A 21,138-nucleotide genomic window follows, 5' to 3' on the forward strand; every position below is an offset into this window, starting at 1 on the left:
AGCATCTGACGGGCAAAATTTTCACCCAACGCATTGAACGTAATAACCTGACGCTCCGCACCCGCATTAAACGGTTGGCTCGTAAAACAATCTGCTTTTCGCGCTCAGTTGAGATCCACGAAAAAGTCATTGGAGCGTTTATCGAGAAACACATGTTCTACTAATTGGAGGCATCACCGTCTGCTGCTTACAGCTGATTCTGACGGCAGAATGTTTCCCAGCTGACGCCAAGCGCACGGGCATGATCGCGCAGATAACGTTCAATGGCCTGCGCTGCCAGCGCTTTATCCGGCTCGGCCAGCTGGATAGCAAACAGCATGCCGTCGAGTTTTTTTTCACGCACAAAAGCTGCCCATGCACGATCGGCTTGCAGCGTTTTGAGTTGAGCCAGCGTCATCCCCATACTTGTCGCATCGCTGTCGGTCAGGGCATCAATATCAGCGGCTAGCTGTGGGTAGGCCAGTAAGAACATCTGGCGAGCAATGGAATAATACTCTTCAATACTTTTCATCGGTGCTCCTGCAATCAGGCTGCCAGTCTAGCGGGGGAGACGGCATAATGAAATGCCTGCGAGGCAATAAATGGCTGACAGCATGCGTTGTTAGCCAGCGATTCATCACTGGTTATCTCCTGACGGCTAACCACGCTTGCACTGTCGGCATGCTGAGACAGGAGATTGATGGCCTGTCAGCCTGTGGTGCGGGTTAAGGCGAGACTCTTAACGCTTGCGCAATGGCTCGTTAGCCTTTAACGTAGCGCCACCAGATAACGCGGGGATATAAAAATGAAGAGCTGGATGATTACAGGCGCTGCCGTGCTGCTAAGCGGCTGCGTTCAGTTAACTGATTACGCCAGTGCGGTGAAAACGCCACCACCGGACGCTCTGGTTGGCAGCTGGCAAACTTTCGGGCCGCAAAGTGGCCTGGTCAGCGATCAGGCCACAGGCAGTCTGATGATTGATAAACAGGGCAATACGCTGGATTGCCGTCAATGGCAGCGGGTAATCGTCAAACCAGGTAAAGTCAGTCAGCTGGAGGGTAAACTGGTGAATGTGAATAACCAGTTAAGGGTGAAGCCACTGAAACTGGAAGGCAGTGAACTGCATTATGATGGACTGGTAATGCGTAAAGTCAGCCAACCGACAGCGGCCTGCCAGCAGGCATGGCTACAGGCTGAAGCCGCAGCCACTGGCCAGACCCCGGCGCCCGCTGAATAAGCCGGACTCACCTGCGCCGCCTGCGCGCGTTTTATTGCGCCCGTTCACCCTGGGGGACGGTACGGTTAAATATCGCGGGGCACCAGTAACTGCCCGGCGTTTTCTGTATAGGCGGACATCAGTGACTGCTGACGCTGAGATTGTGTAATCAGGCGATGCAATTCATTTTTGCGTAGCAACAACAGCTGTTTTATTTCTCTTTCATTATCCAGCAGATGCCGTAGCAGTGGACGAAGGGGTTCAAGACTTTTCAGTGACAGTGAATGGTCACGCGTGCAGTGTGCCAGCATCGTGATGGTGCTGGTATAGCCAGCTTCCACTTCAACCAGTTCATGCCACTTTTCTTCATTTGCCAGACGCAGCATCTTCTGACTTAACGACAGCAGCGTCTGGTAATTTTGCAACAGCTGTGGGGCAATGGTCATTTATACGGCGTCCTGAACCTGGGCATGAAGCCCATTAGCTTCTTTCCACGCATCGGCGATGCCGCGCAGTAGTTCTTCTACCTCACTAATGGCGGTGATGTCATTATGCAGATTTGCTTGTAGTAAACGACGTACCATGTAGTTGTAAAGGCTGAGTAAATTCTGCGCCAGTTCATCACCATTGTTATCTGCCAGTCCCAGCTTGAGACCGTTATCAATGATATTAATGGCTTTAGAAAGAGACTGGCCTTTGCCTTGCAGATTCTGGTCCTGCATAAACAGGCGAGCGCGCACCAGCGCACTGAGCGCGCCATCAAACAACAGGGTAATAAGCTTAGCCTGACTGGCGCTCATCACTGCGCTTTCAACCCCGATTTTTTCATAGGCCCGGGTGCCTTGTGCACTATACATATTCTCCCCTTACTGCTCAGGACTTACTTGCCGGAGGCGTTATTCAGTGCGTCAAATTGCTGCGTGAGAAAATCACCGGTGCTTTTGAGCTGGGTGACTAATTTATCCAGCTCGGTAAACTGTTTTTTGTAATGCTCAATATTTTTATTGATGCGTTTGTTGGCCTCATTAAATTCCTGTGTCAGCTTTTTATTGGTGGTGCTTGCTCCATTAGCTGCGGCGGTCAGGATACCGGTGGACGACATGTAACTGGTCAGATTGTTACCGATCGCCGTGGTAATGCCGCTCTTTTTACCATCACCACTGATCATTTGCTGTATATCGCTGGCATGATCGTTTAACCCACTGGCAAGCTTATCGCTGTCAATGGTTAGCTTGCCGTTGGAAGGATCGGAGGTAATTCCGATCTGCGATAAGGTTTTAATGTTTGAGGTGCTGTTGCTGGCAGCGAGCAGATTTTTCAGCTGGGTCTGGATGGTCCGCACCGTACTGTCGCCAACCAGTGCACCATTATTTGGATCTTGTGTTTTAGCATCCGTATCGACAGCGGTGTATTTCGTCAGGCTGGAAAAGGTATCCTGCAGGGAATTATAAGCATTGACCCAGTCTGTGATTGCAGATGAGGCTTTTGACGTGTCTTTACTGATGGTCAGCGTCTGGTTACCGCTGGTTACGTCGTTAAGGTTAAGGGTTACCCCCTGTAACGCATCGCTGATGGTATTACTGGCACTGTCGATAGCGACATTATTGATGGTCAGACTGGCATTCTGGGCTGCCACCGTCTGGATCATGCCTTTGCTTTCATCACTGTTACTGCCGTCATAGCCAATCAGGTTATTAAGCGTGTCATCGCCGCTGACGCTGATAGTCATGGCATTTGACTTACCGGTATCTTTAGCACTAATCGCCAGACGATAGCTGTTGTCGCTAACCTTAATGATGCTTGCCGACACGCCAGCTTTAGCATTATTAATCGCATCACGCACGCCAGTCATGGTGGTGTCACTGTCGTTCAGGCTGATCGTCACCGGATCGCTACCGTTGTTTTGCTGAATAGTGATGGTGCGCGTACCGCTGGCGGTGGTGCTGCCAATATTTTCGCTCAGACTGCTGCGGGTGGCAGAGGTTAATGACTGTGCCTGCGCCAGTTTGCTGACGCTGATGTTGTATTTGCCGGCAGTGGCGTTTGCGCCGGTGGTGGCTGTGAAAGCGGTGGCTGAATTGCTGGCGCTGGTGGCGCTAAACAAACCGGCGTCACTGAGCGCCGTATTGGCGGTCTGAAATGCGGTCAGGGCACTTTTCAGCGTGCCGTAGGCGGTCAGTTTCGCGGCAACAGTCAGCTGCTGATTGGTGATCGGCGTCAGTCCCTTTTTTTCTGCCGTGGTCAGATTATCCAGTAATGTAGATAAGGGAAGACTGGAGCCAATACCTAAAGAAGAAATAGTAGCCATAGTTATCCTTAATAAACGGTCGTCAAAAGTCAGTACCGCAGTTATCGGCAGCGATAGCGCTAAGTTTATCTTTTTTATTTAGCAGGCAATGGAAAGAAAAGCGCCGGTAGAGAACGATAATTCAGCGGCTAAATTTTTTCGCTGCGCAACAAAAAATTTTCTAAAGGTTGTTGGGGGAGGGACGATAACAGGGTTGACGGCGATGAAGCCGGCGGGCCGAAGCCCACGGGCTTCTAAGGCCAGTAACTAACCCGACTGTTATACAGGAAAATTAATTATGTCACAGGTTATTAATACAAACAGCTTCTCGCTGATCACACAGAACAATATGAAAAAGTCGCAATCTGCGCTGAGCACCGCGATTGAACGTCTTTCTTCAGGTCTGCGTATCAACAGCGCGAAAGATGATGCTGCCGGCCAGGCAATTGCCAACCGTTTTACTTCTAACATTGAAGGTCTGACGCAGGCTGCGCGTAACGCGAACGACGGTATTTCCATCGCGCAGACAACGGAAGGTTCGCTGTCAGAAATCAACAACAACCTGCAGCGTATCCGTGAACTGACCGTACAGGCGCAGAACGGTACCAACAACCAGTCTGACCTTGATTCAATTCAGGATGAAATTACCACCCGTCTGAATGAAATTGACCGCGTATCGGGCCAGACGCAGTTTAACGGCGTGAAAGTGCTGTCTGGCGACAACACAATGAAAATCCAGGTAGGAGCAAATGACGGCGAAACCATCACGATCGACCTGAAAGCCATTACCTCAAAAACCCTCGGTCTGACTGGCTTTAATGTCAACGGTGCGGGTTCTGTTGCTAACACCGCGGCTACCAAGGCGGATTTCGCCGGTATTACACCGGTGGACAATGCTTACACCGTCTCTGCCGGTCTGAATAAATCCACTGCGGCTGACGTGCTGGCCAGCCTGAAAGATGGCGCTGCGGTAAATGCTTCCATCACTAATGGTTTTGGCGCAGCCGCCCCTGCCAGTGTTGCGTATAAGTTCAACTCTGCTGATAACAGCTTCAGTTATGACATTGCCAGTTCCACTGACGTCACTTCTTCACAAGTACAGACCTATCTGGCGCCGAAAGCCGGTGACACATCTAAACTTTCTGTCAATGTTGGTGGCTCTAAGCAGGATGTGATTCTGTCCAGCGACGGTAAACTGACCGCAGCCGATGATGGCGCAGTACTGTATCTTGATACCACCGGGAACCTGACCAAAAACGGTTCTTCTGCCCTGAAGCAGGCGACGCTCGATAGCCTGTCTAAGAGCAGCGCAGGCGGCAAGGCCGTTCAGTCTGTCGTAACCGATGCTAACGGTACCGTGTTTACCTTTGCCGGCAGCGATAGCGGTACTGATGCCGGTGCTATCGGCATTACCGGTGCCAAAATGAGCGGAGCAGCCCTGGAGTCCTCGGCGTCAGCGGCAGGCTTTACCACAGATTCTTATACTGTTTCTGCTGACGGCGCGGTAACGGATACCGCCAGCAAGACTCAGGTTTATACCAAAGACGATAAATCACTGACCACTGATAACACCGTCACTTATTATCTGCAGGATGATGGCGCGGTGACCAACAAGTCAGGTAAAGCGGTCTATAAAGATGCTAGCGGTAAATTCACTACGGACGCAACCACTAAGTCTGCGGCCACATCTAACCCACTGGCTTCACTCGATGCGGCTATCAGCACTGTCGATAAGTTCCGTTCAAGCCTGGGTGCGATTCAGAACCGTTTCGATTCAGCCATTAATAATCTGAATAACACCACAACTAACCTGTCTGCCGCCCAGTCACGTATTCAGGATGCTGACTACGCCACTGAAGTGTCAAACATGTCTAAAGCGCAGATTCTGCAACAAGCAGGTAACTCAGTGCTGGCGAAAGCCAACCAGGTACCTCAGCAGGTGCTGTCTCTGCTGCAGGGCTAATCGAATATTTAGCGATATTCTGCTAGTTGAACCCCGCTACGGCGGGGTTTTTTTATGTTGCTAAAGGCTGAAAATACACAGGATATGATGGTTTACTGTGGCAATTGCCGGGCGAAAAGCGGGATAAGCTGTTGATCATTGACAGCACAGCGACCTTCTTGTCGCGCTGCGTAATTACAGGTGAATGCATGAAAGAAGTGACCGTTAATCAACCACATTTTGCTGTTTATTTTAAGTGCACCGGCAGCGCCTGTATCGACCATTGTTGCAAAGAGTGGGAGATTAGCTTTGATAAAACCACGGTTAATCGTTATCTGAAAAGCCGGCAGATCAATATTAAAACCATTGCCACCAGCCGCCTCGAGATGACTAAAAAGAGTAACCAGCACTGGGCCACCATGACCATGGATGACAGCCGGACCTGTGCGTTTATGGATAAGAACGCGCTGTGTAAGATACATACCCAGTTAGGCCATGATGCCCTGAGTAGTACTTGTGCCAGTTATCCGCGTATTACCCACCGCCTGGGCAATGAAGAAAACAACAGTCTGATGCTGTCCTGCCCGGAGGCGGCCCGTTTGCTGCTTACCGATGCGCAAGCGATGCGGTTACATACTAAGATACGGCGTAATTTTCTGCTGACCGAGCAGCAGGCGATAAATCCCTGGCATAAACTGATTAATGTAATGGCCATGCATCTGGTTAAAGCCAGCGGTAATCTGCCAGAGCAGGGATTGTACGCCCTGGCCAGTTTAATGCTGCTTGCGCAGAAACTGGACCAGCGCGAATCTCACGGGACTGAACGGCTGGAAGAGGCCTGCTTTGCCTTACTGCAGGCGCTGGAAAATGGCAATATCGGGCAAACCCTCCAGCAGATGCAGCCCGATTATCAGTTGCAATGGTCATTATTATTGCGTCTACAGGTTTATCTGGATAATTGTGTAGCAACGCGTGCATCTGGTCGTCTGGGCATCTATGTGAAACGGCTGTTGCGCATACAGACTGAGGAGATCAGCAGTAATGATGTCAGCCGCCCGGTAACACGGCATAACGCGGCCTGGCAGTGCCGCGTTATGCCGTGGCTGGCTGAGCGCCCTTATTTAATCAGCAATTATTTACAATACCGTATTTTTACCGGCAATTTTCCGGGCGACGGGGTGACGTTATCGTTAAAACCTTTGTATTTGCTGACTGCTGAATGGTATCTGATTAAATCTTTAATCGCAGCCAGTGCGGAAATTTGTGGCGAAATCAACGAAACAGACGTGGTGAATATTATTTACAGTTTCCACTCGGTGACTAAACATAATAATGCGGCTGTTGCGGCGTTCTACGCGGAAATTGACAAGGTCAGGGTCAACGACGATCTGTCGTTGCTCTATTTGCTGAAATAAAGATTGCCTGCGGTCGCCGGAAAACCTCTGCGCGCCGGTAATCCACAACAAAGGCGTATAAACAGCTCTGCTGAGCCGCAGGCTTGTTATACGCCTTATTTATAGCCTTTTATCTACCGTCACAACGGCTTACATCAGCAATCCAGCTTGCGGCAGGTATCACGCCCGCCCTGCGTTAGTGGGTTAAAATTGCCGTCATATGGACACAATTTTTTTCATTTGCTTCAATAATTTTGTATGACTTGCCTTACGATTTTGCCATCGCGGCAATATGGGCTTCTGCATCGTCAAGTGTACCGGCCGTGGTTGTCACCGTTTGCGCGTAGCTGCTGCATGAAATCAGTACCAGCAGAGAAGCGGACAGCAAGTATTTAACATTTTTCATGGTGTAATCCCTCATTTCTTATATTGGTTACCGGCATCTTGCCGAAGTCGAAATACATCTTAAACCGCCAGAAGACGGGGTAAAGCAGGTTAATTTGCAATAGTCATTCAAAAAAAATGAATTAAATATCCGCTGTCCCCTGCGGGTTGCGCAGCAGATTACAGTTTTGCTTTATGCTGCCGATAATCCGGAGGAGAAGGTTCTGACGGTGATAATAATGCGCTTTAACTTTGACTTTGTTTATGGTGAATGGCTGAGCTTTGACGATATCGCCAGACGCTATGCCCTGAAATTTCCAGGCGACAAAGAACTGACGGCGCGTGGTTTGTTAAGCCCTTCCACTATCAGTAAAAACCGTCTTATCCGGGCAGTTTTTGCCCGTCAGCAAACCAATGGTCCCCATGCAGATTTACTGTTTATCAGTAGCGATAACCCGCGTAAAAATTATCTGCAGCGCTTTGAACATTATTTGTCTAATCAGCAGCCGTTTTACTATTTTCGCCGCGATCTGGCGCCGGAAAATCAGCATCGCTGGCAGGTTATCGGTGAGGTCAGAGTTTGTGCCATGCTCGATCCGGCATCGGTGATGACACAAAACCTGTTGCTGCAACGAGGGTACACGTTGTCTCTGATGCACAGTGATCCGCGCAATGAGCGCTGGCAATTATTTGACCCCCAGCTGCAACCCTGTTTTGAACATGCGCAAGCCTTACAATTTATCGTGGTGCTTAATGGCAAAGGCCTGACGCCCGCCAGCGGTGTCTTTCCCGGTGCTCAGGTGGGATTACGGGTGAAAAAACGCCTTATTTCCGCCGCAGAACAGCGTGATTTTCAGGCCGCCGTGCGCCAGCGTTATGGCGCCTGTGTTATCACCGGTACGCTGCTTACCGGGGAACATAACTGGCCCTGGGTTGAAGCCTGCTATATCAATGATGGTGAAAATTCCGAGGGATTAATTGCTGACAGTACGGTGGATAACGGACTGTTTCTACGGAGTGACTTGCTACGTCTGTTTTGCAGCCGGCGCCTGCATATTGACGGAGACAGTGGCCGGGTTCAACTGCGGCTGGTGCAACAGGAAGACCAGATATTATTCCCCTTTTATCAGCAATTAAATGATCAGGTATGTGTGCTCTGGTCACGGGTACCTGCCGCCACCAGAGCACGGCTGAGCCGCAGGTACTAGCATTAACAGCCATGTGAGGCGTTTCCGATGCTGCCTGACAAAAGGTGATGATCCTGCTTTTTGCCCGTTTGGCCGACAAATCATAAATAACCCGTCTTTTGCCGCTTTATTCAACCAATCGAAAATATCTACAGAATTGGATAATAAGGCCGATAACTTAACTAACGCAGGGTAGTCAGAGTGGACGATCTCTATACCGCCGAAGGCGTCATCGACAAGCATTCGCTATGGCAGCGATACATTCCGCTGGTACGGCACGAGGCGCTGCGTTTGCAGGTGCGTCTGCCAGCCAGCGTAGAACTGGACGACCTGTTACAGGCCGGTGGCATCGGATTGCTGAACGCGGTGGAACGCTACGATGCGCTGCAGGGCACGGCCTTTACCACTTATGCCGTACAGCGAATAAGGGGGGCAATGCTCGATGAACTTCGCAGTCGTGATTGGGCACCGCGAAGCGTACGACGACATGCCCGGGAAGTGGCTAGCGCCTTGCATAAAGTTGAGCAATTGCAAGGGCGGCCAGCCACCGAACAGGAGGTGGCGACAGAGCTCGGTGTCACGCTGGAAGAGTACCGGCAGATTCTGCTGGATACGAATAACAGCCAGCTGTTTTCGTATGACGAATATCACGATGAGCATGGTGACAGTGGCGAACTACTTACCGATGGGCATGAAGAGGCTAATCCGCTTCACCAGCTTATGGAAGGTAATTTACGCGAACGGGTGATAGAAGCGATTGAGGCGTTACCTGAGCGCGAAAAGATAGTGCTAACACTCTACTACCAGGAAGAATTGAATCTGAAAGAGATTGGCGCAGTGCTGGAGGTCGGGGAATCCCGGGTCAGTCAGCTGCACAGTCAGGCAATAAAACGCCTGCGCGCCCGATTAGCGGGTGCGCGCTGACAGTTTTGTTTACGCACATCACAGCCATCGGAGACGCTCGCATGAGATCCCAGAGAAAAATGAGACCGCTTAGCCGCTATCTGAAAGACTACAAGCATGGTCAGACAAACTGTTCCCACTGCGGAAAAGTACTGGATCGTATGGCACTGGTTTTTCGCGGACAGCTAATTAATAAAGAAGCCATTGCCCGCATGGATCAGTTAATTGATGAACAGGTCTGGCTGAAATTACAGACTGAGCTTACGGCGCTGTGTCGTTTTTGTAGTGATATATACTGTAATACACATTCGACTTACTTTGATATTATGGCTTTCAAGCAGTATTTGTTTGAACAAACGGCAATGAGCCACAGCACTATCCGTGAATATGTTGTGCGTCTGCGGCGGCTTGACGATATGCTGCAGGCAAAAAACTTTCCGCATGAGAACCTGCACGGCGTCAGCTGGCATGCATGCCTGGAAAATCAGCTACCGGATGCCGGTAATAATAATTACCGCATTGCGCTGCGCAAATATGACCAGTTTTTGGGCTGGCAAAATACTTATTTATAACTTTTGCGCCTGAATAACATGTTTTCTGTTTGTGCAATCCGTCACGACTAAGCGGCTGCCGCGGTTGTCGTTACTGCGGATGCACAGTGCGCCAGCCGCTCACTGGCGCTGTGGCGCCTGCCAATCGGCGGACGTGATCGGCGTGGCGTAAGGCAAAGCGGCCGGCAGGGCTGATGAATGCCCCGGCCGGCCGCCAGTAAACCGTATCAGCCAATGGTCATCAGGCTGGCGTTGCCCCCTGCTGCTGCAGTATTGACACTAAGCGAACGTTCCAGCAGCAGACGTTCCAGCAGTATATTACTTTCACCACGCGCAAAGCCCTGAACGGAGATAATTGCGCCATCACGGGCGGCGACGGCCTGACATACGGCGCGCAGCTGGTCGGCATCTCCGTGATAAATGACCCCGTCAAATTCAATGTCATCACTCAGTGGTGACGGTGAAAAATCGATGCGCTGCTGCACCGTATCAGGCAGAGCGTGATACCACTGCTGATGGGGTTCATCATCACGCCACAGTATCCGGCTACCGACGCTGGTTACTGCGGCCAGCTGAATCAACGCGTCGTCCTGGTTTTCTGCCAGGCACAGGATACGCTGGCGCGGCAACAGCGACAGGGTATTACGTTCGCCGGTCGGGCCAGGCAGCAGCCGGGTGGTACCGCCCTGGGCCAGGCGGGCAAACTGCTGGCAGACGGTCTGCAGGGCCGGCCGGTTTTCTGCCCATGCTGTCAGGGCATCGTGGGGTTGTTGCAGCAGGCTGCGCAGGCTGGTGTCGGGCTGACTGTCACCATCCTGGCGGCTGAGGGTGGTCAGTATCCCCCCGGCTGGCCGGCTGGCCAGCAGCCGGTAGAGGTAAAGTGGTCCGCCGGCCTTTGGTCCGGTACCAGATAGCCCCTCACCACCGAAAGGCTGAACGCCGACTACCGCGCCAACAATATTACGGTTAACATAGAGGTTACCTACCTGTGCCTGACTGACCACCTGGGCGATGGTTTCATCAATCCGCGTATGCACGCCACAGGTCAGGCCGTAGCCGGCCGCGTTTATCTGTTCAAGCAGAGTGGGCAGCTGGTGACGGCTGAAGCGCACGACGTGCAGCACCGGACCGAAAATCTCTTTTTGCAGTTCGCTAACGTGATTGAGTTCAATCAGCGTTGGGGCAACAAAATAGCCTTGTGTCACATCCTGACGGTCCTGATGATGTTCAAAGGTAGCCTGATACACCTTCATTCCCTTGTCACGCATAGATTGAATATGCTGCTCAATGCCGCGACGGGCTTCATCATCAATCACTGGACCAATATCAACTGACAATCGTTCAGGGTTGCCCATGCGGCACTCTGCCATGGCACCGCGTAACATTTGCAAAGTATGATCGGCAACGTCTTCCTGAATACACAGCAAACGTAATGCCGAACAGCGCTGGCCGGCACTGTCAAAAGCAGAGGCAACGATATCCACCACCACCTGTTCGGTCAGCGCCGATGAATCGACGATCATCGCATTAAGCCCGCCGGTCTCTGCAATCAGGGGGGCTGGCCGTCCCTGCGGATCTAATCGTCCCGCCAGCGTGCGGTGCAGCAGGGTGGCTACCGCGGTGGAACCCGTAAACATGACGCCACGAATCCGTTCATCTTCTATCAGCTGGGCTCCTACCGTTTCTCCGAGGCCAGGCAGCAACTGCAGAACGCCTGACGGCACGCCTGCTTGCAGTAAAATACGCACGCCCTGTGCGGCAATCAGCGGCGTCTGTTCGGCCGGTTTTGCCAGTACCGTGTTCCCGGCGGCCAGTGCGGCGGCAATCTGACCGGTAAAGATTGCCAGTGGAAAATTCCATGGACTGATGCACACCACCGGGCCCAGCGGGCGATGTGTTTCGCTGGCAAAATCGGTTTTCACCTGGCAGGCGTAGTAACGCAGAAAATCCACTGCTTCGCGCACTTCTGCAATGGCATTGGCATAGGTTTTACCCGCCTCGCGAATCAGTAGCCCGATAAGATGCTGCATCTGATCTTCCATCAGCATGGCGGCACGTTCCAGGATAGCCGCGCGGGCATCAGGTGGCGTGGAAAACCACACCGGCGCCTGTTCGACAGCCGCTTGTATTGCCAGCGCCACGTCCCGTTTGCTGGCGTTAGCAACCAGCCCAACTTTATCCTGGCGGTTGGCTGGATTGAGTACCGGCTGTGCTGCTTCCGGCTGGGCTTCACCCGCCAGCAGCGGCGCGGCCTGCCAGGATTGCATGGCGCTGGACAACAATGCGCTGGAGAGCGAAGCCAGCCGGTGTTCATTGGCCATATCGAGGCCCGCAGAGTTGATCCGTTGGCGGCCAAACAGTTCACGCGGCAGCAGAATTTTGGGGTGTGGCATGCCGACAGCACCCTCCCGGGCGGCCAGCAGATCAATTTGTTCTGCCGGATCGGCAATCAGCTGTTCAATGGGCAACGTACTATCGGCAATGCGATTAACAAAAGAGGTATTAGCGCCGTTTTCCAGCAGGCGGCGTACCAGATACGCCAGCAACGTTTCATGGGTGCCGACAGGGGCATAAATACGGCAGGGGCGGTTGAGTTTGCCATCGGCAACACTGCCGACTACCTGTTCATACAGCGGCTCTCCCATGCCATGCAGGCACTGAAATTCATATTGTCCCGGATAATAATTATTGCCTGCCAGATGGTAAATGGCGGCGAGGGTATGTGCGTTATGGGTGGCAAACTGGGGGTAAATCAGGTTGGGGACCGCCAGCAGTTTCCTGGCACAGGTGAGATAGGCGATATCGGTATACACTTTGCGGGTATACACCGGATAGCCCTCCAGTCCGTCAAGCTGTGCCCGCTTAATTTCGCTGTCCCAGTAAGCGCCTTTTACCAGTCTGATCATCAGCCTGCGGCGACTGCGCTGTGCCAGATCTGCAAGATAATCAATCACAAACGGGCAGCGTTTCTGGTAAGCCTGAATCACGAAACCAATACCATTCCAGCCCTGCAGCTCCGGATCAAAACAGAGCTTTTCCAGTAAGTCCAGGGACAGTTCAAGGCGATCGGCTTCTTCGGCATCGATATTGATACCAATATCAAAGCTACGGGCCAACAGGGTCAGGGATTTTAGTATCGGGTAAAGTTCACTCATCACACGTTCATACTGTGCCCGGCTGTAGCGCGGGTGCAGGGCAGACAGTTTGATAGAGATCCCTGGACCTTCGTAAATTCCCCGGCCATTTGATGCTTTGCCGATCGCCTGAATGGCCTGCTGATAAGAGAGCAGATAGGCGCTGGCATCAGCCGCAGTCAGTGCGGCTTCCCCCAGCATGTCATAGGAGTAGCGGAAGCCTTTGCTTTCCAGCTTACGGGCATTGGCCAGCGCTTCGGCAATAGTTTCACCAGTAACGAACTGCTCCCCCATCAGGCGCATGGCCATATCAACCCCTTTACGAATTAAGGGTTCACCACTCTTGCCGATAATCCGATTCAACGAGCGTGACAGGCTGGCTTCGTTATGGGTCGCCACCAGACGGCCAGTAAAAAGCAGGCCCCAGGTGGCCGCATTAACGAACAGAGAAGGGCTGCGTCCGAGATGCGATTGCCAGTTGCCGGTACTGATTTTATCGCGTATCAGCGCGTCGCGGGTGGGTTTGTCCGGAATACGAAGCAGGGCCTCCGCCAGGCACATCAGGGCAACACCTTCCTGGGAAGAAAGGGAAAATTCCTGCAGCAGGCTTTGCACCATCCCTGCGCGACCGCTCGCCGTTTTCTGGCGACGAAGTTTTTCAGCCAGTGAGCTGGCCAGCTGACCTGTTTTTGTCTTTGTCTCCTGATTAAGGCGACCCTGTTCAAGCATTAACGGGATCACCTCTGTTTCCGGCCGGCGCCAGTGGGCGGTAATAGCCGCCCGGAGCACTGACTGTGGCAGGACCTGTTCAGCAAAATCAAGGAAGGGTTGTGCATTATCATCCGTCAGCAGAGCGACGCTCTCATCAGACGGGGTGCTGTCCGGTAAGAGATGCGGTGATTCACCGTTTTCCAGCTGAGCCAGATAATTGAATATGGCCTGTTTAATCAGCCAGTGTGGGGTACGGTCAATGGCTTTTGCCGCCTGCCTGATGCGTTCGCGGGTATCCTCATCCAGTTTTACGCCCATTGTGGTACTGCCCATGCTGCTAACTCCTGTACGCCGATCGCTGTTTGTTGCACTGCAATATCAATCAAGTTGCAACTTTGTGCAACCCACGATATGTGACCTATCTAGCATTATCACTAAATGAAATAAATACAGGCTGAAATTAATTAATTAACTATTTGATAAATAATGATTATTTATCTGATAATTATGATTAACTGGCAAGTGGTAAAGCTGTGACGGGGTGCAACCTTTTTTGATCGCGATGTAATTTTTATTCTGTTGAATGTGACAATTGTGTTAAGCATTGTGCCAGTTATTGCTTTAGGGCAGGATAGCGCGCCTCTGATGAGCTTTACACCATACTGGTGTTCTCAGGAAGAGCTTCCGCCAGGGTAGAAATAAAAATGACAATGGAGAATCGAAATGACAGTAAGTACGCCAATGCTGGTCACGTTTTGTATTTATATTCTGGGTATGTTGCTGATAGGCTTCCTTGCCTGGCGTTCTACCAAAAGTTTTGATGATTATATTCTTGGCGGGCGCAGTCTTGGTGCCGTAGTAACCGCACTTTCAGCCGGGGCTTCAGATATGAGTGGCTGGTTGCTGATGGGGTTACCGGGCGCGGTATTTATTTCCGGCATCTCGGAGAGCTGGATTGCCATCGGCCTGACCCTCGGAGCCTGGCTGAACTGGAAGATTGTTGCCGGGCGGCTAAGAGTACATACCGAGCATCACAACAATGCGCTGACTCTGCCAGATTTTTTTGCCAGCCGTTTTGAGGACCACAACAAGATCCTGCGTGTGATTTCCGCGCTGGTAATACTGGTGTTTTTCACCATTTACTGCGCCTCTGGTATCGTTGCCGGGGCGCGGCTGTTTGAAACCACCTTTGGCATGAGTTATCAGACTGCCCTGTGGGCCGGTGCCGCCGCAACCATCATATATACTTTCATCGGTGGGTTTCTGGCGATTAGCTGGACAGACACGGTACAAGCCAGCCTGATGATTTTTGCCCTGATCCTGACGCCGGTGATTGTCATCATTGCAGTAGGGGGATTTAGTGATTCCCTGCAAGTTATCACCGCCAGCAGTGCAGCTAACCTGGACATGCTGAAAAACCTCAACTTTGTGGCGATTCTTTCGCTACTCGGCTGGGGATTGGGCTATTTTGGTCAGCCACACATACTGGCGCGTTTTATGGCTGCTGATTCACACCATTCAATTCGCCGCGCCCGTCGCATCGGCATGAGCTGGATGACGCTTTGTTTGCTCGGCGCGGTTGCCGTGGGCTTTTTTGGTATCGCCTTTTTTAAAAATAATCCGCAGCTGGCGGGCAATGTCAGCGAAAACGGCGAGCGGGTCTTTATTGAACTGGCGCGATTACTGTTTAATCCGTGGCTTGCCGGCATTCTGCTCTCGGCAATTCTGGCGGCGGTGATGTCCACGCTAAGTTGCCAGCTGCTGGTCTGTTCCAGTGCGCTGACCGAAGATCTCTACAAGCCTTTTCTGCGCATGAATGCCAGCCAGCGTGAACTGGTGTGGGTCGGACGTATTATGGTACTGCTGGTTGCGATTATTGCCATTTGGCTGGCTTCCAATCCGCAAAACCGCGTGCTGGGGTTGGTTAGCTATGCCTGGGCAGGTTTTGGCGCGGCTTTTGGTCCGGTGGTGATTTTTTCTCTGATATGGCCGCGCATGACGCGCAACGGGGCGCTGGCAGGTATGGTGGTTGGTGCGGCCACCGTGCTGATCTGGAAACAGTATAACTGGCTCGGTTTGTATGAAATTATTCCCGGGTTTCTGCTTGCCAGCCTGGCCATTGTGACGGTTAGCCTGCTGGGTAAAGCACCTTCCGCCGAGGCACGGCAACGTTTCGAGTTGGCCCGCAACGAATATCATGCCGGTTAAAGGCATACCCGGTCGGCCTGTCTGCAGTGCGCGGCTGGCAAAATAACCCCTGCTGCTGACGCCGGCATATTGCTCGCCGTCAGCAGCGTTGACTATCCGACACTTGCCGGGCGTTAATTGCCCGGTTTTGCCAGTACGCACCGCTTTTTCATCACGCCTGAAAACACCCCCGCTTTTACACCACTTGCCTGAGTATCGGCATATTTTTTTGGAAACTTCGCCACGCATTTTTGACAAATCGTTACCAACAGATCTTGTATTTTTCTTATCGTTAATGATAATCGGTATCGTTTGTATTTACTTTTCTTTACCACGCCTGACACTAACCACTAGCCGAGGCCAACGGTATGTTTGTCCCGTTTCTGATTATGTTACGCGAGGGGCTGGAAGCCGCGCTGATCGTGAGTCTGATTGCCAGCTATCTGAAGCGCACCGGACGCAGCCACTGGTTTCCCGCCATGTGGGCAGGGGTGCTGATTGCCGCGGCACTTTGTCTGGCGCTTGGCTATTTCATTAATGAAACCACCGGCGAATTTCCGCAAAAGCAACAGGAACTGTTTGAGGGGCTTGTTGCGGTGATTGCGGTTGTAATACTGACCTGGATGGTGTTCTGGATGCGCCGGGTGGCGCGCAACATCAAAGGGGAACTCGAAGCTGCCGTCGATCAGGCGCTGAATAAAAGCAGCGGTAGCGGTTGGGCGCTGCTGATGATGGTATTTCTCGCCGTTGCACGCGAGGGGCTGGAGTCAGTGTTCTTCCTGCTGGCGGCGTTTCAGCAGGACCTGGGTTTTGCGCCACCGGCAGGGGCAATGCTTGGTCTCGTTTGTGCTGTGCTGCTGGGCGTACTGTTGTACTGGGGCGGCATCCGCCTCAATCTTGCCGCTTTTTTTAAGTGGACCAGCCTGTTTATTTTACTGGTGGCCGCCGGACTGGCTGCCGGGGCAATACGGGCATTCCATGAAGCCGGACTGTGGAACCATTTTCAGGATGTGGCATTTAATTTTGGTCATATTCTGCCCACCAGCACTCTGGCTGGCACACTGCTTGAAGGCATTCTGGGTTACCAGGAAGCCCCCAGCATCAGCGAAGTGGCCGTCTGGTTTATTTACCTTATTCCGGCACTGGTGGTGTTTTTTCTGCCAGCGCGGACGTTATCCACTGCTACGACACGATGATATCCCGCTGAGCACTCCTGAATGCGGCTCAGCCTCTGTCTCACTTTAAAAGGAATAACCATGACTACACGTTTTCGTCTCTCCGTCGTAAGCAGCACGCTACTGGCGTTGCTGGCAGGTAGCGCCACGGCCCAGGCTGCTGATATTCCGGTTGTCAATGTCACGGTTAACGATCAGCAATGCGATCCGGCATCGTTAACCGTGAAGGCAGGGAAAACCCAGTTTGTGATCAAAAACAATAGCCAGAAGGCCCTTGAATGGGAAATTCTTAAAGGGGTGATGGTGGTGGAAGAGCGTGAAAATATCGCGCCTGGCTTTACGCAAAAACTGACGGCCAATCTGGAGGCCGGTGAATATGAGATGACCTGTGGCTTACTGAGTAATCCGCGGGGAAAACTGGTGGTTACCGCCAACGGCAGCCAGCCTGGCGGCAAACAGGATATTCTTGAGCTGGCCGGACCCATTGCTGAATATAAAGCCTATGTTATGCAGGAAGTGGCGCAACTGGTTGCCGGAACGCAGGCTTTTACTCAGGCAGTAAAAGCGGGCGATGTGGCGAAAGCACAGGCGCTTTATGCGCCAACGCGGGTTCATTATGAGCGTATTGAACCGATTGCCGAACTGTTCTCCGACCTCGACAGCGCCATTGATGCCCGTGAAGATGATTACGAAAAGAAAGCGGATGACCCGAAATTTACTGGTTTCCACCGTCTGGAGAAAGCGTTGTTTGCTGATAAAAGCACCCGTGGGATGGAAGCATATGCCGATCGTCTGAATAGCGATACCCTTGAGCTTCAAAAACGCATCAGCGAGCTGGCTTTTCCTCCGGGCAAAGTGGTGGGGGGGGCTGCCGGTCTGATTGAAGAGGTTGCCGCCAGTAAAATTTCTGGTGAGGAGGATCGATACAGCCGTACCGACCTGTCAGATTTTCAGGCTAACGTAGACGGTGCGCAGAAAATTGTTAATCTGCTGCGACCAATGCTGAAAAAACAGAATGCTGCATTACTTGATAAAGTAACGGCAAACTTTAAAAAGGTGGATGCCATTCTGAATAAATATCGTACTAAAGAAGGCTTTGAATCTTACGATAAGCTGACCGATGCCGATCGAAAAGCATTAAAAGGTCCGGTGACCACGCTGGCAGAAGACCTGTCACAGTTACGCGGGACTCTGGGGCTGGATTAACGATGAGCAGGCGAAACGATCATGGCGTGTCGCAGCCGGCACGGCGGCGTTTACTCAAAGGGATGGGCATCGTAGGCGGTGCCCTTGCCATCAATGCGGGTTGCCCGCTGCATGCGGCAGAGCAGGCGAACGCCGCCTTTTCGCCTGGCACCCTCGATCCTGGTTCCCGCAGTGAAACACAGCCGTTTTACGGCCAGCATCAGGCCGGGATTATTACGCCACAGCAGGCGGCCATGATGCTGGTTTCCTTTGATGTACTGGCCAGTGATAAAGCTGAGCTGGTACGTTTGTTCCGTTTACTGACGCAACGTATTGCTTTTCTCACCCGCGGCGGAGCGGCACCGTTACAGCAAAACCCTCAGCTGCCGCCGCTGGATTCCGGCATTCTTGGCGCAGAGATTTATCCTGATAATCTGACAATGACGGTCTCCGTCGGAGCCAGTCTGTTTGATGAACGCTTTGGCTTACAGCAGCATAAACCGTCAAAACTGACTACCATGACGCGTTTTGCCAACGACGCGCTGGATGCAAAATTGTGCCATGGCGATTTGCTGATTCAGATCTGTGCCAATACTAACGACACGGTTATTCATGCCCTGCGTGATATTATAAAAAATACGCCCGATTTGCTCAGCGTACGCTGGCGACGTGAAGGGTTTATTTCCGATCATGCTGCACGCAGTCGGGGTAAAGAAACGCCGGTGAATTTGCTGGGGTTCAAGGATGGTACGGCGAATCCTGATACCCGTGACCAGCAGTTAATGAATGAGATGCTCTGGGTGACGCAACAGCAGCAGGAACCTGGCTGGGCGGTGGGTGGTAGCTATCAGGCGGTGCGTATCATCCAGTTTCACGTTGAAATGTGGGATCGCACGCCGCTGCGTGAACAGGAAAACATTTTTGGTCGCCAGAAAAGCAGCGGCGCACCGCTGGGAATGCAGGCTGAACGCGACGTTCCGGACTATCAGAAGGACCTGGATGGCAGTCTGATTCCGCTGGATGCCCATATCCGTCTGGCCAATCCACGCACAGCAGAAACCCGCTCCAGTCTGATGTTACGTCGCGGCTACAGTTATTCGCTGGGTGTATCTGCTTCAGGACAGTTGGATATGGGACTATTATTTGTCTGTTATCAGCACGATTTAGAAAAAGGCTTTATTACTGTTCAGAAACGTCTGAATGGTGAGGCGCTGGAAGAGTATATTAAACCCATTGGTGGTGGTTATTTTTTTGTTCTGCCGGGCATTGTTAACCATCAGCATTATCTTGGCCAGTCTTTACTGGAATCCTGATGTCGCGACGCGGTAACCGGAAAAGTTATTTGCATGTTTTTTAATCAATGAAGGTTGTTTATTTGACCATTCCGCTCGGGAATTAACCGGTGACTGCACAATTAAAGTGCTGCTATCGTTATGCTGTAACATGATGATATTAATTTTTTTTGTCATATTTCCTCGTTAGCGGCCAGCCTGATAAAATAAAAAATAACTTTTTTGTTCATTTAGAGGTTGCAATTTTGTTGGAATATGTTGCACTTTATTAGGTAAGCCGTTTTCTGTGTCGTAGTTTCACTATGGAGATTGCGGATGGAAAAGTCCTGTCTGGGACGAGCAGTAAAACCTCAGTTAATTATCGCAGTTAATCGCGAGGGGTTATTTCCCTCTGAAACCTTCTCTTCAAATCGTTTTTTTCCATTAATCACTTATCAGATTTACCGCGCGTTATCTGGCGACCGCCAGCTAAACACGTCATTAACCTCCCCCGGAAAAGGCTCTAAGGAAGCCAAACCTCTAAAGCGTTCACGTAATCGCATCCTGTTGTCAGATGCGGGAAATGAAACCAACTGTAAGGTGCCACTATGGGAAGACAGAAAGCAGTGATCAAAGCGCGTCGTGAAGCCAGGCGCGTGCTTCGTAGCGATTCACGCAGCCATCGTCAGCGTGAAGAAGAATCGGTCACATCGCTTGTGCAGATGAGCGGATTAGATGCGATTGGCATGGCGCGCGATAGCCGCGACCTTAGTCCAATTGAAGCGAGAAATGACGCTCAGGCACGTTATCTACATGCCATAGAGACAAAACAGCTGATTTTCGCCACTGGCGAAGCTGGCTGCGGCAAAACCTGGATTAGCGCAGCCAAAGCAGCTGAGGCCCTGATACATAAGGATATTGACAGGATTATCGTTACGCGACCGGTATTGCAGGCCGATGAGGATCTCGGATTCCTGCCTGGAGATATTGCTGAGAAGTTTGCGCCATACTTCCGACCGGTTTATGACGTTCTGGTTAAACGTCTTGGTTCATCTTTTATGCAATATTGTCTGCGTCCGGAAATCGGCAAAGTGGAAATAGCGCCTTTTGCCTATATGCGCGGACGCACTTTTGAAAACGCTTTTGTTATTCTTGATGAAGCGCAAAACGTGACAGCAGCGCAAATGAAAATGTTCCTGACGCGTCTGGGAGAGAATGTCACCGTGGTGGTTAACGGCGATATCACGCAGTGCGACCTGCCATCCGGCGTGCCGTCAGGCTTGAGTGATGCACTGACACGCTTTGCTGAAGATGATCTGGTGGGGGTGGTGCGCTTCCGTGCCGATGATTGCGTACGCTCTATCTTATGCCAGCGTACCTTGTCTGCCTATGCCTGATTTATTTGTCACATCAAGCTGAAAAGGGGGGCGCATGCCCCCCTTTTGGTGATGCCTCTAATTGGTTGAATCTGATGTATAATGCGGGCTTTTGAGGTTCTCTTATGGCCAGCGTTAACGTTCATTGTCCCCGTTGTCAGTCTGTTCAGGTTTACCGCCATGGTCAGAACCCTAAAGGCTATGACAGATTTCGCTGCCGTGACTGCCACCGCGTGTTTCAACTCACTTACGCTTA

20 protein-coding genes are annotated in these 21,138 nt (G+C 51.7%); 14 read left to right on the plus strand and 6 right to left on the minus strand.

The features are described from left to right. On the plus strand, positions 1-164 hold a 164-nt coding region (locus BL249_RS06000), incomplete at its 5' end, for an IS1 family transposase (RefSeq protein WP_241898819.1). A 23-nt stretch (positions 165-187) separates the two neighbouring features. Here BL249_RS06000 and BL249_RS06005 read toward each other — a convergent pair. Beyond that, positions 188-511: a DUF6388 family protein gene (locus BL249_RS06005; protein WP_099707456.1), complete on the minus strand. Its 324-nt coding sequence runs from the start codon at positions 509-511 to the stop codon at positions 188-190. 273 nt (positions 512-784) lie between these two features. On the opposite strand from BL249_RS06005, the gene yedD reads away from it, so the two are divergent. After that, positions 785-1,216 (plus strand): lipoprotein YedD, encoded by a 432-nt coding sequence (yedD, locus tag BL249_RS06010; protein WP_099707457.1) that lies wholly within the window; start codon positions 785-787, stop codon positions 1,214-1,216. 65 nt (positions 1,217-1,281) lie between these two features. On the opposite strand, the gene fliT is transcribed toward yedD, so the two are convergent. From fliT to fliD, 3 genes are read right to left on the minus strand one after another with little or no spacing between them, the layout of a single operon-like run. Further along, on the minus strand, positions 1,282-1,641 hold the full coding sequence (gene fliT / locus BL249_RS06015; RefSeq protein ID WP_099707458.1) for a flagellar protein FliT: 360 nt from the start codon (positions 1,639-1,641) through the stop codon (positions 1,282-1,284). Continuing rightward, on the minus strand, positions 1,642-2,052 hold the full coding sequence (fliS, locus tag BL249_RS06020) for a flagellar export chaperone FliS (RefSeq protein ID WP_099707459.1): 411 nt from the start codon (positions 2,050-2,052) through the stop codon (positions 1,642-1,644). It abuts the gene before it with no gap. A gap of 23 nt (positions 2,053-2,075) precedes the next feature. Then, positions 2,076-3,503, minus strand: coding sequence for a flagellar filament capping protein FliD (gene fliD, locus BL249_RS06025; protein WP_099707460.1), 1,428 nt, complete (start codon positions 3,501-3,503; stop codon positions 2,076-2,078). Between the two features lie 277 nt (positions 3,504-3,780). On the opposite strand from fliD, the gene BL249_RS06030 reads away from it, so the two are divergent. Continuing rightward, positions 3,781-5,445 carry a FliC/FljB family flagellin gene (locus BL249_RS06030; RefSeq protein ID WP_099707461.1) on the plus strand — a complete coding sequence of 555 codons (1,665 nt, stop codon included), beginning with the start codon at positions 3,781-3,783 and terminating at the stop codon, positions 5,443-5,445. 188 nt (positions 5,446-5,633) lie between these two features. Further along, positions 5,634-6,839 (plus strand): flagellin lysine-N-methylase, encoded by a 1,206-nt coding sequence (gene fliB, locus BL249_RS06035; RefSeq protein WP_099707462.1) that lies wholly within the window; start codon positions 5,634-5,636, stop codon positions 6,837-6,839. A gap of 247 nt (positions 6,840-7,086) precedes the next feature. On the opposite strand, the gene BL249_RS06040 is transcribed toward fliB, so the two are convergent. Next, the gene (locus BL249_RS06040) at positions 7,087-7,224 is read right to left on the minus strand and encodes a hypothetical protein (protein ID WP_446717722.1); all 138 of its coding nucleotides are present in this window, start codon (positions 7,222-7,224) and stop codon (positions 7,087-7,089) included. Positions 7,225-7,441: 217 nt separating this feature from the next. Here BL249_RS06040 and BL249_RS06045 point away from each other — a divergent pair, with 217 nt between their 5' ends. The 3 genes from BL249_RS06045 to fliZ all read left to right on the plus strand — a co-directional run bounded on the left by BL249_RS06045 (position 7,442) and on the right by fliZ (position 9,864). Beyond that, positions 7,442-8,410: an HNH endonuclease signature motif containing protein gene (locus tag BL249_RS06045; protein ID WP_099707463.1), complete on the plus strand. Its 969-nt coding sequence runs from the start codon at positions 7,442-7,444 to the stop codon at positions 8,408-8,410. A 180-nt stretch (positions 8,411-8,590) separates the two neighbouring features. Further along, positions 8,591-9,313 carry an RNA polymerase sigma factor FliA gene (locus tag BL249_RS06050; protein ID WP_099707464.1) on the plus strand — a complete coding sequence of 241 codons (723 nt, stop codon included), beginning with the start codon at positions 8,591-8,593 and terminating at the stop codon, positions 9,311-9,313. Positions 9,314-9,354: 41 nt separating this feature from the next. Further along, positions 9,355-9,864 carry a flagella biosynthesis regulatory protein FliZ gene (fliZ, locus tag BL249_RS06055; protein ID WP_099707465.1) on the plus strand — a complete coding sequence of 170 codons (510 nt, stop codon included), beginning with the start codon at positions 9,355-9,357 and terminating at the stop codon, positions 9,862-9,864. 206 nt (positions 9,865-10,070) lie between these two features. On the opposite strand, the gene putA is transcribed toward fliZ, so the two are convergent. Next, complete coding sequence (gene putA / locus BL249_RS06060; protein WP_099707466.1) at positions 10,071-14,021, minus strand: trifunctional transcriptional regulator/proline dehydrogenase/L-glutamate gamma-semialdehyde dehydrogenase; 3,951 nt, start codon at positions 14,019-14,021, stop codon at positions 10,071-10,073. 390 nt (positions 14,022-14,411) lie between these two features. Between putA and putP the strand changes: the two genes are divergently transcribed. From putP to BL249_RS06095, 7 genes are all read left to right on the plus strand, one after another. Beyond that, positions 14,412-15,896: a sodium/proline symporter PutP gene (gene putP, locus BL249_RS06065; protein WP_099707467.1), complete on the plus strand. Its 1,485-nt coding sequence runs from the start codon at positions 14,412-14,414 to the stop codon at positions 15,894-15,896. A 347-nt stretch (positions 15,897-16,243) separates the two neighbouring features. Continuing rightward, entirely contained in the window at positions 16,244-17,071 is an 828-nt protein-coding gene (efeU, locus tag BL249_RS06070; protein WP_099707468.1) for an iron uptake transporter permease EfeU, read from the plus strand. Positions 17,072-17,131: 60 nt separating this feature from the next. Further along, entirely contained in the window at positions 17,132-18,256 is a 1,125-nt protein-coding gene (gene efeO / locus BL249_RS06075) for an iron uptake system protein EfeO (RefSeq protein WP_099707469.1), read from the plus strand. A 2-nt stretch (positions 18,257-18,258) separates the two neighbouring features. Further along, complete coding sequence (gene efeB, locus BL249_RS06080) at positions 18,259-19,548, plus strand: iron uptake transporter deferrochelatase/peroxidase subunit (protein ID WP_099707470.1); 1,290 nt, start codon at positions 18,259-18,261, stop codon at positions 19,546-19,548. Between the two features lie 294 nt (positions 19,549-19,842). Next, on the plus strand, positions 19,843-20,136 hold the full coding sequence (locus BL249_RS06085; RefSeq protein WP_099707471.1) for a hypothetical protein: 294 nt from the start codon (positions 19,843-19,845) through the stop codon (positions 20,134-20,136). Continuing rightward, positions 20,115-20,903: a phosphate starvation-inducible protein PhoH gene (gene phoH, locus BL249_RS06090; RefSeq protein WP_099707472.1), complete on the plus strand. Its 789-nt coding sequence runs from the start codon at positions 20,115-20,117 to the stop codon at positions 20,901-20,903. Before BL249_RS06085 ends, phoH begins: the two co-directional genes overlap by 22 nt. A gap of 104 nt (positions 20,904-21,007) precedes the next feature. After that, the coding region (locus tag BL249_RS06095) for an IS1 family transposase (RefSeq protein WP_342633895.1) at positions 21,008-21,138 on the plus strand (131 nt) is incomplete at its 3' end.

Origin of the sequence: Erwinia sp. OLFS4 (assembly GCF_002752165.1) — a bacterium.
Classification (GTDB): domain Bacteria; phylum Pseudomonadota; class Gammaproteobacteria; order Enterobacterales; family Enterobacteriaceae; genus Izhakiella.

Coding starts and splice junctions, on each gene's coding strand:
- fliT (WP_099707458.1), bottom strand. CDS start 1,641: ATGACCATTGCCCCACAGCTGTTGCAAAATTACCAGACGCTGCTGTCG.
- efeO (WP_099707469.1), top strand. CDS start 17,132: ATGACTACACGTTTTCGTCTCTCCGTCGTAAGCAGCACGCTACTGGCG.
- BL249_RS06030 (WP_099707461.1), top strand. CDS start 3,781: ATGTCACAGGTTATTAATACAAACAGCTTCTCGCTGATCACACAGAAC.
- phoH (WP_099707472.1), top strand. CDS start 20,115: ATGGGAAGACAGAAAGCAGTGATCAAAGCGCGTCGTGAAGCCAGGCGC.
- putA (WP_099707466.1), bottom strand. CDS start 14,021: ATGGGCAGTACCACAATGGGCGTAAAACTGGATGAGGATACCCGCGAA.
- BL249_RS06045 (WP_099707463.1), top strand. CDS start 7,442: ATGCGCTTTAACTTTGACTTTGTTTATGGTGAATGGCTGAGCTTTGAC.
- fliS (WP_099707459.1), bottom strand. CDS start 2,052: ATGTATAGTGCACAAGGCACCCGGGCCTATGAAAAAATCGGGGTTGAA.
- BL249_RS06005 (WP_099707456.1), bottom strand. CDS start 511: ATGAAAAGTATTGAAGAGTATTATTCCATTGCTCGCCAGATGTTCTTA.
- fliB (WP_099707462.1), top strand. CDS start 5,634: ATGAAAGAAGTGACCGTTAATCAACCACATTTTGCTGTTTATTTTAAG.
- efeB (WP_099707470.1), top strand. CDS start 18,259: ATGAGCAGGCGAAACGATCATGGCGTGTCGCAGCCGGCACGGCGGCGT.
- efeU (WP_099707468.1), top strand. CDS start 16,244: ATGTTTGTCCCGTTTCTGATTATGTTACGCGAGGGGCTGGAAGCCGCG.
- fliD (WP_099707460.1), bottom strand. CDS start 3,503: ATGGCTACTATTTCTTCTTTAGGTATTGGCTCCAGTCTTCCCTTATCT.
- yedD (WP_099707457.1), top strand. CDS start 785: ATGAAGAGCTGGATGATTACAGGCGCTGCCGTGCTGCTAAGCGGCTGC.
- putP (WP_099707467.1), top strand. CDS start 14,412: ATGACAGTAAGTACGCCAATGCTGGTCACGTTTTGTATTTATATTCTG.
- fliZ (WP_099707465.1), top strand. CDS start 9,355: ATGAGATCCCAGAGAAAAATGAGACCGCTTAGCCGCTATCTGAAAGAC.
- BL249_RS06085 (WP_099707471.1), top strand. CDS start 19,843: ATGGAAAAGTCCTGTCTGGGACGAGCAGTAAAACCTCAGTTAATTATC.
- BL249_RS06040 (WP_446717722.1), bottom strand. CDS start 7,224: ATGAAAAATGTTAAATACTTGCTGTCCGCTTCTCTGCTGGTACTGATT.